14 protein-coding genes, 2 pseudogenes and 1 riboswitch are annotated in these 13,858 nt (G+C 46.5%); of the genes and pseudogenes, 5 read left to right on the top strand and 11 right to left on the bottom strand.

Features of this window, described 5'->3' with window-relative positions; genetic code table 11:
• Positions 1-125: 125 nt before the first annotated feature.
• The gene (fbpA, locus tag H7F26_RS08910) at positions 126-284 is read left to right on the top strand and encodes a Fur-regulated basic protein FbpA (RefSeq protein ID WP_003179102.1); all 159 of its coding nucleotides are present in this window, start codon (positions 126-128) and stop codon (positions 282-284) included.
• Positions 285-286: 2 nt separating this feature from the next.
• Complete coding sequence (gene fbpB / locus H7F26_RS08905; protein WP_003179099.1) at positions 287-442, top strand: Fur-regulated basic protein FbpB; 156 nt, start codon at positions 287-289, stop codon at positions 440-442.
• A 73-nt stretch (positions 443-515) separates the two neighbouring features.
• Here the strand turns inward: fbpB and H7F26_RS08900 are convergent, their stop codons facing one another.
• From H7F26_RS08900 to H7F26_RS22145, 9 genes and pseudogenes are all read right to left on the bottom strand, one after another.
• Positions 516-1,664, bottom strand: a complete 1,149-nt coding sequence (locus H7F26_RS08900; RefSeq protein WP_021837156.1) for an acyl-CoA dehydrogenase family protein — start codon at positions 1,662-1,664, stop codon at positions 516-518.
• A 124-nt stretch (positions 1,665-1,788) separates the two neighbouring features.
• On the bottom strand, positions 1,789-2,127 hold the full coding sequence (locus H7F26_RS08895; protein WP_009330142.1) for a hypothetical protein: 339 nt from the start codon (positions 2,125-2,127) through the stop codon (positions 1,789-1,791).
• A 117-nt stretch (positions 2,128-2,244) separates the two neighbouring features.
• Positions 2,245-3,012: an ABC transporter permease gene (locus H7F26_RS08890; RefSeq protein ID WP_003179094.1), complete on the bottom strand. Its 768-nt coding sequence runs from the start codon at positions 3,010-3,012 to the stop codon at positions 2,245-2,247.
• Entirely contained in the window at positions 3,005-3,931 is a 927-nt protein-coding gene (locus H7F26_RS08885) for an ABC transporter ATP-binding protein (RefSeq protein WP_003179091.1), read from the bottom strand. Before H7F26_RS08885 ends, H7F26_RS08890 begins: the two co-directional genes overlap by 8 nt.
• Positions 3,932-4,000: 69 nt before the next feature.
• Positions 4,001-5,245: a dicarboxylate/amino acid:cation symporter gene (locus tag H7F26_RS08880; RefSeq protein WP_003179089.1), complete on the bottom strand. Its 1,245-nt coding sequence runs from the start codon at positions 5,243-5,245 to the stop codon at positions 4,001-4,003.
• Between the two features lie 74 nt (positions 5,246-5,319).
• Positions 5,320-5,461: riboswitch (cyclic di-AMP (ydaO/yuaA leader) on the bottom strand.
• 71 nt (positions 5,462-5,532) lie between these two features.
• On the bottom strand, positions 5,533-6,573 hold the full coding sequence (locus tag H7F26_RS08875) for an AI-2E family transporter (RefSeq protein ID WP_017473961.1): 1,041 nt from the start codon (positions 6,571-6,573) through the stop codon (positions 5,533-5,535).
• 221 nt (positions 6,574-6,794) lie between these two features.
• Positions 6,795-7,235, bottom strand: a complete 441-nt coding sequence (gene gsiB, locus H7F26_RS08870; protein WP_061576134.1) for a glucose starvation-inducible protein GsiB — start codon at positions 7,233-7,235, stop codon at positions 6,795-6,797.
• Between the two features lie 74 nt (positions 7,236-7,309).
• Positions 7,310-7,627 (bottom strand): annotated as a pseudogene (locus H7F26_RS22150) (YdbC family protein); the annotation flags it as partial.
• A gap of 69 nt (positions 7,628-7,696) precedes the next feature.
• Positions 7,697-8,026 (bottom strand): annotated as a pseudogene (locus H7F26_RS22145) (cupin domain-containing protein); the annotation flags it as partial.
• A 128-nt stretch (positions 8,027-8,154) separates the two neighbouring features.
• Between H7F26_RS22145 and H7F26_RS08860 the strand changes: the two are divergent.
• Positions 8,155-9,444 (top strand): Na+/H+ antiporter NhaC family protein, encoded by a 1,290-nt coding sequence (locus H7F26_RS08860; protein ID WP_061565995.1) that lies wholly within the window; start codon positions 8,155-8,157, stop codon positions 9,442-9,444.
• Between the two features lie 39 nt (positions 9,445-9,483).
• Here the strand turns inward: H7F26_RS08860 and H7F26_RS08855 are convergent, their stop codons facing one another.
• The gene (locus H7F26_RS08855; protein WP_185855253.1) at positions 9,484-10,308 is read right to left on the bottom strand and encodes an EcsC family protein; all 825 of its coding nucleotides are present in this window, start codon (positions 10,306-10,308) and stop codon (positions 9,484-9,486) included.
• A 118-nt stretch (positions 10,309-10,426) separates the two neighbouring features.
• On the opposite strand from H7F26_RS08855, the gene H7F26_RS08850 reads away from it, so the two are divergent.
• Entirely contained in the window at positions 10,427-10,873 is a 447-nt protein-coding gene (locus H7F26_RS08850; RefSeq protein WP_011197564.1) for a DUF2188 domain-containing protein, read from the top strand.
• Positions 10,874-10,898: 25 nt separating this feature from the next.
• Here the strand turns inward: H7F26_RS08850 and H7F26_RS08845 are convergent, their stop codons facing one another.
• Positions 10,899-12,083 carry a macrolide family glycosyltransferase gene (locus H7F26_RS08845; RefSeq protein WP_011197563.1) on the bottom strand — a complete coding sequence of 395 codons (1,185 nt, stop codon included), beginning with the start codon at positions 12,081-12,083 and terminating at the stop codon, positions 10,899-10,901.
• A 308-nt stretch (positions 12,084-12,391) separates the two neighbouring features.
• Here H7F26_RS08845 and aspA point away from each other — a divergent pair, with 308 nt between their 5' ends.
• Positions 12,392-13,813 carry an aspartate ammonia-lyase gene (gene aspA / locus H7F26_RS08840; protein WP_003179075.1) on the top strand — a complete coding sequence of 474 codons (1,422 nt, stop codon included), beginning with the start codon at positions 12,392-12,394 and terminating at the stop codon, positions 13,811-13,813.
• Positions 13,814-13,858: the final 45 nt, after the last annotated feature.

Raw genomic sequence — 13,858 nt, 5'->3', positions numbered from 1 at the left:
CATATTTTTCGATTTTATTCAATATTCTTTCGAAGATGTCGCTTTACATTCGGTGATCAGGTTTAGTATAATGCAATTAATTGATAATGATTATCAATATCACTAATGGTTGACGAGGTGATCACATGGCCCCTCAATTAAAGAAAGCGGTGGAAATGAGAAAGAAACAACTCATTCAGCGTCTTATCCAGCTTGGCATATATAAAAAAGAAGAGCGCCACCTCTACGAATTGTCTTTAAGCGAACTTGAAAGCGAATACCAATCCATCAAGAAAGGCGGATAAACATGTCAAAACGGAAGATTAAAACCTTTCATCAGCTTGTCGAAGAATATAAAAAAGAAATCGCCAAGAACCCGAAAGAAATGGAAGTCATTTATGACAAGATCGACCGCAGACACGAGAACCGCCTTTTGGCCATTTCAAAAGCAAAACAAACATAAAAAAGAAGCCGCTGATTTTGAACGGCTTCTTTTAGCGGATCGACACCCCGCTAAAGCTTAAAGAATGACAAAACTATTCGCTGAATGCAATTCCTGCAAGCTTGGCGATTGTCGCATCATCCATCGGCGGGTTGTGGAGGCCCGCCCGGACATCGCGGTAGAATCTTTGGAGCGGGTTCGTTCTTGCGAGACTTTTCGCTCCGACGACTCTCATCGCCTTGTCTACGACAGCAATGGCCGTATTCGTTACCGTGTGCTTAACCACTCCAAGCTCACCTGTCAAAAGGGCGCGGCGCTCCGGATCATCATAAAGCTCTGCAACATGATACATAAAGTGGCGGGCTTTCATGAGTTCCAGATCGATTTCGCCGATATGGCGCTGAACAGCGGGCACCTCTTTGATCGGACCTTTCAAGCTGTTCGGCTGATAGTCTTTTGCAAATTGGACAGCATAGTCTCTCGCTGCTTGTGCGATCCCTAAATAGACAGCCGGTATATGAAGCAGCCAGCCGTTGATTTTATCGGTTCTTTTACCAGCCAACAGTTCAACAAGCATGGATTCGTCCAGACGGACATCGGTCAGCACCAAATCGTGGCTTCCCGTGCCCCTCATCGCCGCCATATCCCACGTTTCTTCTATTGCCAAGCCTTCCGCATCTTTATGGATCAAGAAAACGCCGATCATTTGCTTCTCTTCAATCCAAGCGGTGACAAGAAAATAGTCGAGAACCGGAGACATCGTTGTGAATGTTTTACGGCCGTTTACAATCCAGCCGCCGTTCTTTTTGACTGCATGGGTTCCGGGGCGTCCTCCTCTTGTCGGGCTGCCTGTCTGCGCTTCACTTGCAGCTCTGTTGATCAGCGCGCCCTTTAATGCTTCATGGGAAAGCGATGAAAACACATCCCGGTCCCAGCTGTTTCCCTCCGCCAGTTCCCCCATCACGCTTAAGTGCCAGCCGATGCTGAGAGCCGTCGGTCCGTCTCCTTTGGCAAGCCGTTCCTGAAACAAAAGCATATCGTAGAGCGAAATGCCTTCTCCTCCGTAATCTTTTCCGACCGTCAGCGCTGTGTAGCCTGAATCCCGCAGCTTTTGAATATGTTCTGCGGGAAATTGTGCATGTTCGTCATAGTACGCTGCTGTTTTCTCAAATTCATCCGCCAATTTTCCGATTTTATCGAGCCATTCCTGCTGCCTTTCCGTTTTCACAAATATTGAACACACGCCGGCATCCTCCTGACCAAATTCCGATAGATTTAATAAGTATTATAGTTCGTTCTCGGCTCGTTGTGCAAATGATAGCCTTGGCAAAACAAAAAAGCCCACCTTCAGCGAGGTGCGCTTTTGACTAAACGGCTTGACCGCCGCGGCGGTCAACCTTCATACCGAGATAAATCAGCATGTAGGTTAAGTAGCCCATCGTGATCGTGAGGCCGCCGAAGAAGAAATCGGAAAAAAGCGGTTCTTCATATGCGGCGATTCCGGCCAGCACGATCCAGCTTCCATAAAGGTATGCCATAAAGAGGCGGACGCCGTTTTTCAATTTATATAACAGAAACAAACCTGCAAGCGAAAATAGTCCGAGCGCAAGTCTAAAATATACGAGATGATCAAAGTTAAAGGCAAAAGAAACAAATGAAAATGACAGCAGCAATACAATCGGCAACGCCGTAATAAACTTTTTCATAGATGTCTCATCCCCCATTCCCTTCCTAAAATTATAATTGAGAATAGGAGATTCACACGGTAATTACGACATATTTCACAAAAATGTCATTCCTTTTGTCACACTTTGGACAATTATTTATACCTTCATATCGCGTTTGCAAAAGCCCCACCATGCCGTTCCGAGAAAAAACACGAGATGGATAAAGACGATGAAGAGCGAGAATAAAGGCGTCATCCCGGCAAAAAGCGGCTTTGCCTCTCCGGCGTACTGCGTTAAATCGGTATTGGCGAACAATAAAAACTTGCCGAGCGGCTTTTCCAAATACGCCATAATCGTCACAAGCATTTTGGCGCCGTACAGCACGACAATCGACACCATGATGCTGAGCGCGCTGCTTTTGAATAATGCCGAGCATAAAAACGCAAATGAAACCATCATCCATACTTCAAACCACTGCGTCCCGATCATTTTCACCGTATTGATAAAGAGCGGCTCCGCTTTTTCGTCGAGCTTCACGCCGAAAAAGAGCAGGCCGAACAATATAGAAAATCCGTAGTAAATAATAAAAAGCCAAATGCTTGCGAGCACGCTCGTCACGTATTTAGAAACGAGAATCTTTTCTCTTCTGACAGGGCGGATCAGCAAAAACTTGATCGTCTTTTTATCATATTCAAAGGATATAATTGAAGCCGCCACCACAATCGAAAGCCCCTGCAAGAGGATATTCAGGTTTGGGGTGAATGAAAAATAGCCGATAAAATGATCCTCTGCCCCGGCGCCCATCAGGATTCTTTTGGTGATGAGCGCGAGGAGAAATTGAAAGACTACAATCAGCGCCAGCGATACAAATGTTACTTTGCGCTTCAGCAATTTAACATGCTCGTTTTGAATCAGTTTAAACATCAGCATTCCTCTCTTCTATTCCATTCGTCCGCGCCATATATTCATCCTCAAGAGACTGCTTAAACGGAGCGATCGAATAGACGTCAATATCATTGGCGACAAGCTGTTGATTTAAAGCCGGAATTTGCGCTTTCTCCACCTTTACGGCAAGCAGGCCTTTTTCGGTGCGAGCTTCGTATCCTTGGTCTTTCAGCCACTGAAGCGCTTTGTCATGAGGCTGTACCTCCAGCATCGCCTTTTCCTGTTTCTCGTCCGCTTGATTAAGGACGACAGTTGATTTGATTTTCCCTTTTTGAAGGATGACGACCCGGTCGCATAAATCTTCCACTTCCTTCAGCAAGTGAGTCGCAAACAGGATCGCCGTTCCTTCTTCTTCGGCGAGTTCACGCAAGTGTTCGCGGAAATCTTTCATTCCCGCCGGGTCCAATCCGTTCGTCGGCTCGTCCAAAATCAGCAGTTTTGGCCGGTGAAGAATCGCCTGGGCAATACCGAGGCGCTGTTTCATTCCAAGCGAGTATGTTTTGACCTTGTCTTCTGCGGCATCTTCAAGGCCGACTCTGCTGATGACTTCCTCCAGTCTTTCCCGTCCGATTCCAGCGTGCATATTTGCATAGTGCTTCAGATTTTCATAGCCTGTCAGATACGGATAGAATTCAGGATTTTCTACAATGGCTCCGACGGACTGGATCGCTTTTTCAAATTGGCGGTCAATCGGAAAGCCGTTTATGACAATTGATCCGCTCTTCATTTTGATTAAACCGGTGATCAATTTGATGAGGGTCGTTTTTCCTGATCCGTTCGGACCAAGCAGACCGATGATCTCCCCTTCATCCGCCGTTAAGCGGATATCTTTCAATATCGTTTTGCCGTCTATGATTTTATCAACATTTTCTATATGTAAAACAGGCTGCTTTGTCATAGCCCCCTCCTCTTTCCAAAAAAATAAACAGTGCCGAAAAGGCACTGTTTGATTATATCATTTCTTAAGTTACACGGACACTTCACTATGAGGGGCTTCGATTTTGCCGTGTTTCTTTTCCGTCTCGGTGACGATGACCGCACATGCTGCATCGCCTGTTGTATTGACAGCCGTACGAATCATGTCCAGAAGTCGGTCAATTCCCAATATTAGCGCAATTCCCTCAACTGGAAGGCCAACTGTTTGAAGAACCATGGCGAGCATAATGAGTCCGACACCCGGAACACCCGCTGTTCCGATGCTGGCAAGCACTGCCGTGAGAACAACCATCAACAGCTGTGTGAGCGACAGGTCATTGCCGTACACCTGAGCGATAAAGACTGTTGCCACCCCTTGCATGATCGCCGTTCCGTCCATGTTGATCGTAGCTCCGAGCGGCTGGACAAAGCTTGAGATTGGCTCTGGAACTTTCAGCTTTCTTTGAGCGACATCCATCGAAACCGGAAGCGTCGCGTTGCTGCTGGACGTACTGAAGGCAACAAGCATAACCTCTGAAAAATCTTTAAAGAATGTGAGCGGGTTCCGCTTTGCCAGAAGCGCAATCGCTGCGCCGTATGTGACGATGGTATGAATGAACAGCGCCAGAATAACGACGATCATATAAAGCCCCATTGCTTTAATGGCGTCCCAGCCCTGGCTTCCGATTGCCCCGGCAATCAAGCCGAACGTACCGTACGGCGCGAACTTCATGACAAGATTGACCAGGTACATCATCAGATCGTTACCCTGTTCAACCACTTTGAGAAGAGCGTCCGCTTTTTTGCCCAGCATCGTAATTCCGAGACCGACCAAAATGGAGAAAGCAATGATTTGCAGCATATTTCCTTCAGCCATTGCCTGAACCGGGTTTGTCGGAATGATATTCAAAAGCGTGTCAGAAATGCTTGGCGCTTTCTGGGCTGAATATTCCGCAGCGCTTGTATCATATGTTCCGATCGTTCCAGGTTTGATGACCAACGCTAAAACAAGTCCGATAATAATGGCAATTGCAGTAGTTATTAAAAAGAAAGAAATCGTTTTGGCACCGATTCTGCCCAATTTCTTTGGATCTCCAAGTCCTGCTACCCCTAAAGTCAGAGAAAAGAAAACAATCGGTACAACGAGCATCTTGATTAAGTTAAGGAAGATCGTGCCGAGCGGCCCGAATAAAAATGTATTAAGCTTGCTGAATAAATCCGGTGAAGTGACGTTCAGTATAATACCGACGACTGCACCGAGCAATAGAGCGATAATAATTTTTGTTGCTAACTTCATATAACATATCTCCCCTTTCTAAAAAAAGCCCATGAGAGATCTCCCACGGGCTTTTACCATTAAAATTGGTTCCACATGACTCTCTTCACGTTGATGAGGTTAGCTGACGGGTTCGGACGAAGAGATGTCCGTCTTTCGGTTCGCACGGGAACAGAAAAATTCACCCCAAATGATCGGGTCCCCCACTCCTACTAAAGGATTAAACGTGTGGCGCTATTTCGTTATATAACAGTTATACCTGAAAATTCGAAATATGTAAACCGAATTTTTCGATTTACAAATATATGCTATTTTCGTGTGCCTGCTGTTCGGTTTTTCTCCTGATTTGTAACATCAAGTATATCAAGCAGGAAAACAAATATTGGAATACCGATAATTAAACCCCAAATCCCAATAAAATGTTCAGAAAAAATCAGCACGATAAACGTGAAGAAAATCGGCAGCTCCGTCTTTGCGGACATCAATTTCGGATTGAGGAAATAGGCCTCTATCGCATGGACGATCATGATGACCAATACCAGTGATACGATATAAGCGATTCCGCCGATGCTGTAGGCGATAATGCTTAACGGAATAAGGGAGAGCACAACGCCTGCGACCGGAACCAGCCCGAGGAAAAACACCATGACGGCAAGGCCGAAAAGCTGAGGAAAACCCATAATGGCGAGGGCAATGGTCGTCAGTGCGCAATTGATGGTGGCGATAATAAACTGAGCCTCAAGCACCTTGCCGAACGTTCTCGTGAATTTTTTCCCAAAGTAAGCAATTTCCTCGTAGAAAATAGCTATTTTGCTCGTCTTAAATTTATCCATTAAGCTCATGACTTTGTCTTTTTCGATCAATAAGAACATGCTGAGAACCAATGACATAACCACCTGCAGGCCAAACGTGCTGATATCCGTGATATATGTATAGATAAAGTTAAGACCCTTTTCCAAATAGGATGTCAAATTGATATCGCCGAACATACCGGTGATCATATCGAGAAAAGGAATGCTGTCAGGGTGAGAAGCGATATACTTTCCTTGTTTGATCAGCTGCTGAATCTGGGTGACGATTACGGGGTAATAGACCACACCGCCGATCGAAAGCGCGATGGCAAGAGCCGCATACAAACAAGAAATAATCAGTCTCTGGCTGACTTTAATAAAGCGGTTTAAAAAACCGCGGATCACATTTTCCAGACGGTTCATCAAAAACGTAAAGATAAATGTGAGCAATATGAGATTCATCATGCTGCGGAACAGATATAAAACCCCCGCCAATACAACAAAAACTGAAAAACGCCTGACCCCAGGATGCTGAAAAAATTTAATCAACGCTGCCATTCGGTACACTCCCACCAGTACTTTAGTCCTTAACTTTTAGCATTCAAACTTTTATAACTACAATTTGATGCATCATCTGTAAATTATATAACAAAACAGACCGGAAATCTCTTCAGAAGATCAATAATTTATAATAATTTAATATGGGCGTTCAAGCGGCAGCGGCAGGCATCTTCATAAAAAGAGAGGGGCTGTTTGTCAGCCCCTCTCTTCACCGCACATTAACCGCTTCTTCTTTGGCGTCCGCCTTTTTCGCCGTTTTCTTGATAGAACTCCTTGTCATGGTTGCGGCTTGTGGCTTCTCCGCCCTTTTCACCGATTTCTTGGTAGAATTCTTTATCATGGTTGCGGCTTGTGGCTTCTCCGCCTTTTTCGCCGATTTCCTGGTAGAACTCTTTGTCATGGTTGCGGCTTGTGGCTTCCCCGCCTTTTTCGCCGATTTCCTGGTAGAACTCTTTGTCATGGTTGCGGCTTGTGGCTTCCCCGCCTTTTTCGCCGATTTCCTGGTAGAATTCTTTGTCATGGTTTTGGCTTGTAGCTTCTCCGCCTTTTTGACCGATCTCTTGGTAGAATTCTTTATCATGGTTGCGGCTTGTGGCTTCTCCGCCTTTTCTGCCTGCTTCTTCCCTGCTCATTTTGTTGTCGTCATTATTGTTTGCCATTTTTGATTCCTCCTTTTGAAGTGTTATGGTTTTTACATTCCACATTTCAAAAAGAGTAAACACAAATAGCACATTCACGAAAGAGAGTGTGGATCGCGCAATCGTCCGCTGCCCATTACCGTCCATTCCGGTACCGGAGCCGGCGTATTGTTCTGCAGCGTTTCAGATATCTCGGCAGGATCTTCAAACAGCGTAATGTTGATGGATTCGAATGTGCCTTTCTGATGCGTTCTTTCATATATCTCATCATGATGTTCCGCCATAAAGTTCAAATAATCGTGCTTCGATTTCCAAAGCACCAGGACGACGGCTTCCGGCCCGTCTTCTGTTTCCATCCATCCGCCCCACTGCCTGATGAATCCGCTGACGTTTTGCAGCGGAGCCCATTTGGCCTGCGCCTCGCTGAATGCTTGAAGCTTTTGTTCGGCTGATTTGCACCGTATCAGCTTCAGCACATTCCCTTCCGCGAACGGGACGGTTTCCGCATTAGTTTTTTCTATACAAAGGTTAACCGACCTGACATCAGCGCGTGTCCGGTGAATGACGCCTTTCGGAATCAGCAGGGAATCATTCGCTTTCAGAACTTCTGTGGGGCGATCCTGAAAATCGATCAACAGCTCCCCTTCCAAAACAATAAACAGTTCATCTGAGCCGGGATGGATATGCCATACGTATTCGCCCTCCAAAACGGCAATTCGCATACAATGGTCGTTCACTTCCGAAACAAGAAAATTGGCGTGCTTTTCTGCGACTTCCTTTGTCAATTCAAGAAGATTCGTTTTGCGATCCATCGGCTTCCCCCGCTTTTGATTTGATTTTCTCCAGAACTTATTTTACCATTTGACTTTTGCGCGTGCGCCTTTTAAAGTGTTGGATATTGGTGAAAAAACGGTTTGAACCTACAGAAGAGGTGTACATCATGCAAAATCAAAACGGAAAAGCCTCAGGGCTTTTGCCGCTGTTTTTATTTGTTTGTTTATTCGTTGGATCAGGCTTGATCACAGGCGACTTTTACAGCCTGCCAATCGTGGCCGCGGCGCTTGCGGCATCGGTTGTCTCACTGGCGATGAACAGGAAGGAGAAGCTCAGCCAAAAGACGGAGTGGTTTGCGAAGGGCGCCGGGCACCCTGACATAATGATCATGGTGATGATCTTTATTTTGGCCGGAGCGTTTTCATCAGCCGCAAAGGCGATGGGGGCCGTCGAATCAACCGTTAATCTCGCGCTTTCATTTGTACCGGGGCAGTTTATGGTTGCCGGTTTATTTATCATCGCTGCGTTTATCTCTGTGTCGATGGGCACGTCAACCGGAACGATTGCTGCGCTCGCTCCGATCGCAGCGGGGATTAGCGCTGAAATCGGCGTTCCGGCGGCATATTCGGTTGCTGCGGTTGTGGGGGGCGCGATGTTCGGCGATAACTTATCATTTATTTCCGATACGACCATTGCCGCTGTCCGCACTCAAAAGACGAAAATGTCGGACAAGTTTAAAACGAATTTCCTGATCGTTCTGCCTGCCGCGGTTGCCACGGTCATTCTGCTGATGGTGTTCTCAGCCGGAGGGCATCCCGGAGCACAAGCCGGGACTTACAGCTGGGTGAAGGTGCTGCCGTATCTCGGGGTTCTGATATTTGCCCTTCTCGGATTTAATGTTATGGCCGTTATTTTCGGCGGCATCGTATTAGCCGGGGTAATCGGAATTTCCGACGGAAGCCTGACGCTTCATACGTATTTGACGGCGATAACCGAAGGCATCGGCGGGATGTCTGAACTGATCATTTTATCGCTTCTGATTGGCGGAATGGCGGAAATGATGAAGCGAAACGGCGGGATCGCGTTTCTCCTTCAATTTGTATCGCGGAGAATCCGTTCAAAAAAAGGAGCTGAAGCGGGCATTGCCGGCCTTGTCAGCGCGGCAAACCTGGCGACGGCCAACAATACGATTGCCATCATTACAGCGGGGTCGCTGGCAAAAGATTTATCTGACAGGTACGGAATCGACAACAGGAAATCGGCGAGCATCCTTGATATTTTTTCCTGTGCGGTTCAAGGATTGATTCCTTACGGTGCACAAATGCTGTCAGCTGCACAAATCGCGAAAATATCGCCTATCAGCATCCTTCCTTATTCTTTTTATCCGATTTTAATCGGCGTCTGCGGCATTTGCGCGATTATCTTCAGACTGCCTCGCTTTACAGAAAAAGCGTAACTCTATAAGAAAGGCTGCCGTTATCAAACGGCAGCCTTTTTATCCCTCTGTTTCTGTCGCGTCCAGCTCCGCAAGCCTTTCCATGATGCGCCGCTTTTTATACATCATCATCCCTGTTTCGGCAACACCGTTCACCATCGAACGATTTGAGATTGCACCAAAAAGGATTCCTGCTACTGGCACCATTTGAAACAGCTTTTTCCATCCGAAAGAATCGCGGTATGTATAAACAACTTCCCGCCAGCCTTGAATTTGCGAAATCATATTTTCACGGGAGCCTGATGGTTGATGGTATCGGCTGAGTTCCTGAATGATCGCCCTTTTCCCGACAATATCAGCAGCGCTGAGCTGCAGACATTTAATAATAAACATCCGCTCCGTTTTTTCTTTAGGATCGTAGCCGTAAGATACCGCGATGTCCTGCAATGTCTTTAAAGAAAGGCCGAGGATTGCGGGAATATCGACGGCAAGCGTGAACAAGCCGCCCACACCGGTTGTCGCTCCTTGGACTGCTGCGGTATTCGCCCTGTTTTTCCCGAGATTTTCACATATTTGATCCATCACTTCCAAAGGAGCCCATTGAATATCTTCAATCGTTTCGATCGTTTCATCCGGCAGCTTTTTTTGAAACTGGCGGATCAGATGCTTTTCGGACGTCAAATATTGGCCTCCATTTTGAATAAAGCCGCCGATTTCGTCTAGCAGCAGGCCGATTTTATCTTGAATGAATACCGGCGTAAGCTTGTCCAGAACTTTGAACGGCAGCCGGCCGATCCTTTCCCAAAACCATGCTTTCTGCTGTTCCTTTTCCCATTTTTCAATTTTTTTCAGTTCGTTTTCCAAATCTGTTTTGTCGTAGCGCACGGAAGGTTCGCCCTCTCATTTGTGTTTTTTTATAGTATACAATGATTCATCTGATGAATCCGTGTTTTTTGATCGGCATCCAGCGGGTAAAACTTTATGAAAAAGGAGGAATGGCCAAATGCCATGGTCAATGGAAGACTATCCTGCTTCATTGAAACATTTGGACAAACCGGTGAAAAAGAAAGCTATTGAAATTGCGAATGCGATGGTTGACGAAGGATACGACGAAAGCCGGGCAATTCCGATTGCGACGAGTCAGGCGAAGGAATGGGCGGATAACAGAAGCAAAAGCGAGCTTAAATCCTATGCAGAAAAAGCCGATGAAACAAAACGTGGTGACAGCGGTTCGAGCAGCAGGCCGGAGCTTGCGGAAAAGTGCGAGCATGTCATCAAACATGAAAAAGGCTGGGCAGTCAAAGCCGAAGACGCTAAGCGGGCCAGCGAAGTAAAGGATACAAAAGCAGAAGCCGTCGAACGGGCGAAAGAAATCGCCGAAAATAAAGGAACCGCCGTCGTCGTCCATAAAAAAGACGGCAGTGTTGAGCGGAAGATCAGGATGAACTAGCGAGACGCTCCGTTTTTGGAGCGTCTTACTTTCTCCCCGCCAACTCCAATACGGCATCCGCTGCTTTTTGATAGCCGCCGGCATTGCGGAGCGAGCGGCCGATTTTGGCGGCGTCGTCTTTATAGGAGCGGTTTTCAAGCATATCTTTAATCGTTTTTTGTAAAACAGCCGGGGAAAGTTCATTTTTGTCCAGCTTGATCCCGGCGCCTGTACGTTCCACCTGATCAGCGACGAAAAACTGGTCTGCCCCCATCGGGATGACGATGAGCGGTGTATCAAAGTAAAGGCCTTCATTTGTACTGTTCATACCGCCGTGTGTGACAAATACATCAGCTTGTTTCAAAACCTCCAATTGCGGGATATACGGCCTCACGATAAAATGATCCGGTATGCTGCCGAGATCCCTAGGATCCGTTGATTTCCCGACAGACATGACCACCTTGCCGTCAAAGTCTTTCAGCGCTTCGATACACATATGATACAGCTCTTTTTGCTGATTAAAGATCGTGCCCATCGAGATCACGATGACGGTTTCCCCCTCCAGCTCGGCGAACGGGAAGCTTCCCGGATCCTGCCTGCTCGCAATCGACGGCCCTACAAACAAATAGTCACTTCCAAATCGTTCGGCATGAGGCTGAAACGCTCTGGAAGTAAAGACAATCGTGATATCCCCCGGACAGGAGAATACGTCAAACGGCTTGTCGAGACTGACAGGATACCGCTCACTTAATTCGCCGAGGGATCCTTTCAATTTTTCAAAATAAGGCGAGCTTTCAAGGTCGCCTTGCGGGGTAAACGTTTTTGCAAACTGCTCGTCCATTGCAAATGTCGTGCATAACGAAACGCTCGGCAGCTCAAGCATTTCAGCAATAATTTTCCCCGCTAAGAAGTGATGGTCATATATCACATAATCATAAGATTCACTCTTGACTTCCCGGTAGATGAACTGAACGATCTCATTGACTTTACTTGACATATTGTAAACCACTTCGGCAAAGTCCATCTTTTCTTTTTTCTTCCCGGGTGATAGAACCTCTCTGAAATCCGGGTATAAACGGACTTCTGCGCCTGTTTTTTTAATTTTTTCAGCGTATTCCTCAACTGCATAATATACGATGCTTTCCCCTCGCCTTTGCAGCTCCTTTGTGACGCCGATAGAAGGATTGATGTGCCCTTCCCCCGGGAAATTAATCATCAGTACATGTCCCATCATAGATCTTCCTTTCTCATACGAAAATTTTATATAAGGAAATTTACTACAAATAGATAAATGAAGTAAAGAAATTTAATTAAGTTAATAATAAATAAACATAATTATTTGACCATTTGTCTGTTTCTTCATATCTTTCCTTTAAATTTTTTTGGCATGCAAATGAGCGTATGTCATTAGATAAAACAGGCTTTTTATTACTTGACAGCCCCATGTCGGAAGACGATTTTCCTTTTTTTAAAAGCAAATTAAAACATGGCGGATCGAGGCACAATACATCATAAGAAACAACCTACGGAGGTTTTGCCATGGATACGAAAGCAACCAGGATCGAGAAGGATTTTCTAGGTGAAAAAGAAGTTCCCGTTGACGCCTATTACGGCGTACAAACCATGAGAGCCGTGGAGAACTTTCCGATTACAGGCTATCAGATTGATGAAGAGCTGATTAAAGCTTTGGCAATGGTCAAAAAAGCGGCGGCTCTCGCCAACATGGATATTAAACGTTTATATAAAGAGCTTGGCGAAGTCATCGTAAAAGCTGCCGGCGAAATAGCGGAAGGGCTCTGGCACGAGCATTTTATTGTCGATCCCATTCAAGGCGGCGCCGGCACTTCAATGAATATGAATACGAATGAAGTTATCGCAAACAGAGGTTTAGAACTTTTAGGGAAAGAAAAAGGGGATTACTTCCATTTAAGTCCGAACACACATGTCAATATGGCCCAATCAACGAATGATGTGTTTCCGACAGCCATTCATCTGGCCACATTGAATCACTTAAAACGGCTCTTATCGACGATGGAGCATATGTTGGATGCCTTCCGCAAAAAAGCGGCGGAATTCGATTCAGTCATTAAAATGGGCCGCACCCATCTTCAGGATGCCGTCCCGATCAGGCTCGGCCAGGAATTCGAAGCCTACTCCCGGGTGATCGAACGCGATATTCAGCGGATCAGGCAGTCGCAGCATCATCTCTATGAAGTCAATATGGGGGCCACGGCCGTCGGCACAGGTTTGAACGCCGATCCGAGATATATTCAAAACGTTGTCGCGCACCTCTCAGATATTAGCGGCTATCAGCTGACCGGCGCAGACCATCTTGTCGATGCCACACAAAACACGGATGCCTACACAGAAGTATCGGCTGCTTTGAAAGTCGGCATGATGAACATGTCCAAGATCGCCAACGATTTACGTTTAATGGCGTCTGGCCCGAGGGCAGGTCTAGCCGAGATCCGGCTGCCGCCCCGCCAGCCCGGCTCCTCCATCATGCCCGGCAAAGTAAATCCGGTGATGCCTGAGCTGATGAACCAGATCGCATTTCAGGTGATCGGCAACGATAATACCATCTGCCTTGCATCAGAGGCGGGTCAGCTTGAGTTAAACGTGATGGAGCCCGTGCTTGTCTTTAATTTGCTGCAGTCGATTAAAATCATGAACAACGGATTTCGCGTATTTACCGATTACTGCATCACCGGGATTGAAGCGAATGAGATCAGGCTGAAGGAATTCGTTGAAAAAAGCGTAGGGACCATTACGGCTGTCAATCCGCACCTTGGCTATGAAGCCGCCGCACGAATTGCGAAAGAAGCGATCGCCACAGGACGATCAGTGCGCGAGCTGTGTTTGCTCCATGATGTTTTAACAGAGGAAGAATTGGATCTCATTCTGGATCCTTATGAAATGACGCATCCGGGCATCGCAGGCGCTTCGCTTCTCGAGGAATAGCCATCCGTCTTTCTCAATATGCTTTCAAGCGTTTATAGACGCCCG

The sequence above is a fragment of the Bacillus sp. PAMC28748 genome (assembly GCF_014250415.1).
Lineage (GTDB): Bacteria > Bacillota > Bacilli > Bacillales > Bacillaceae > Bacillus > Bacillus licheniformis.
The sequence above is the reverse complement of the archived record's forward strand: the minus strand, read 5'-3'. Positions and strand labels throughout refer to the sequence as shown.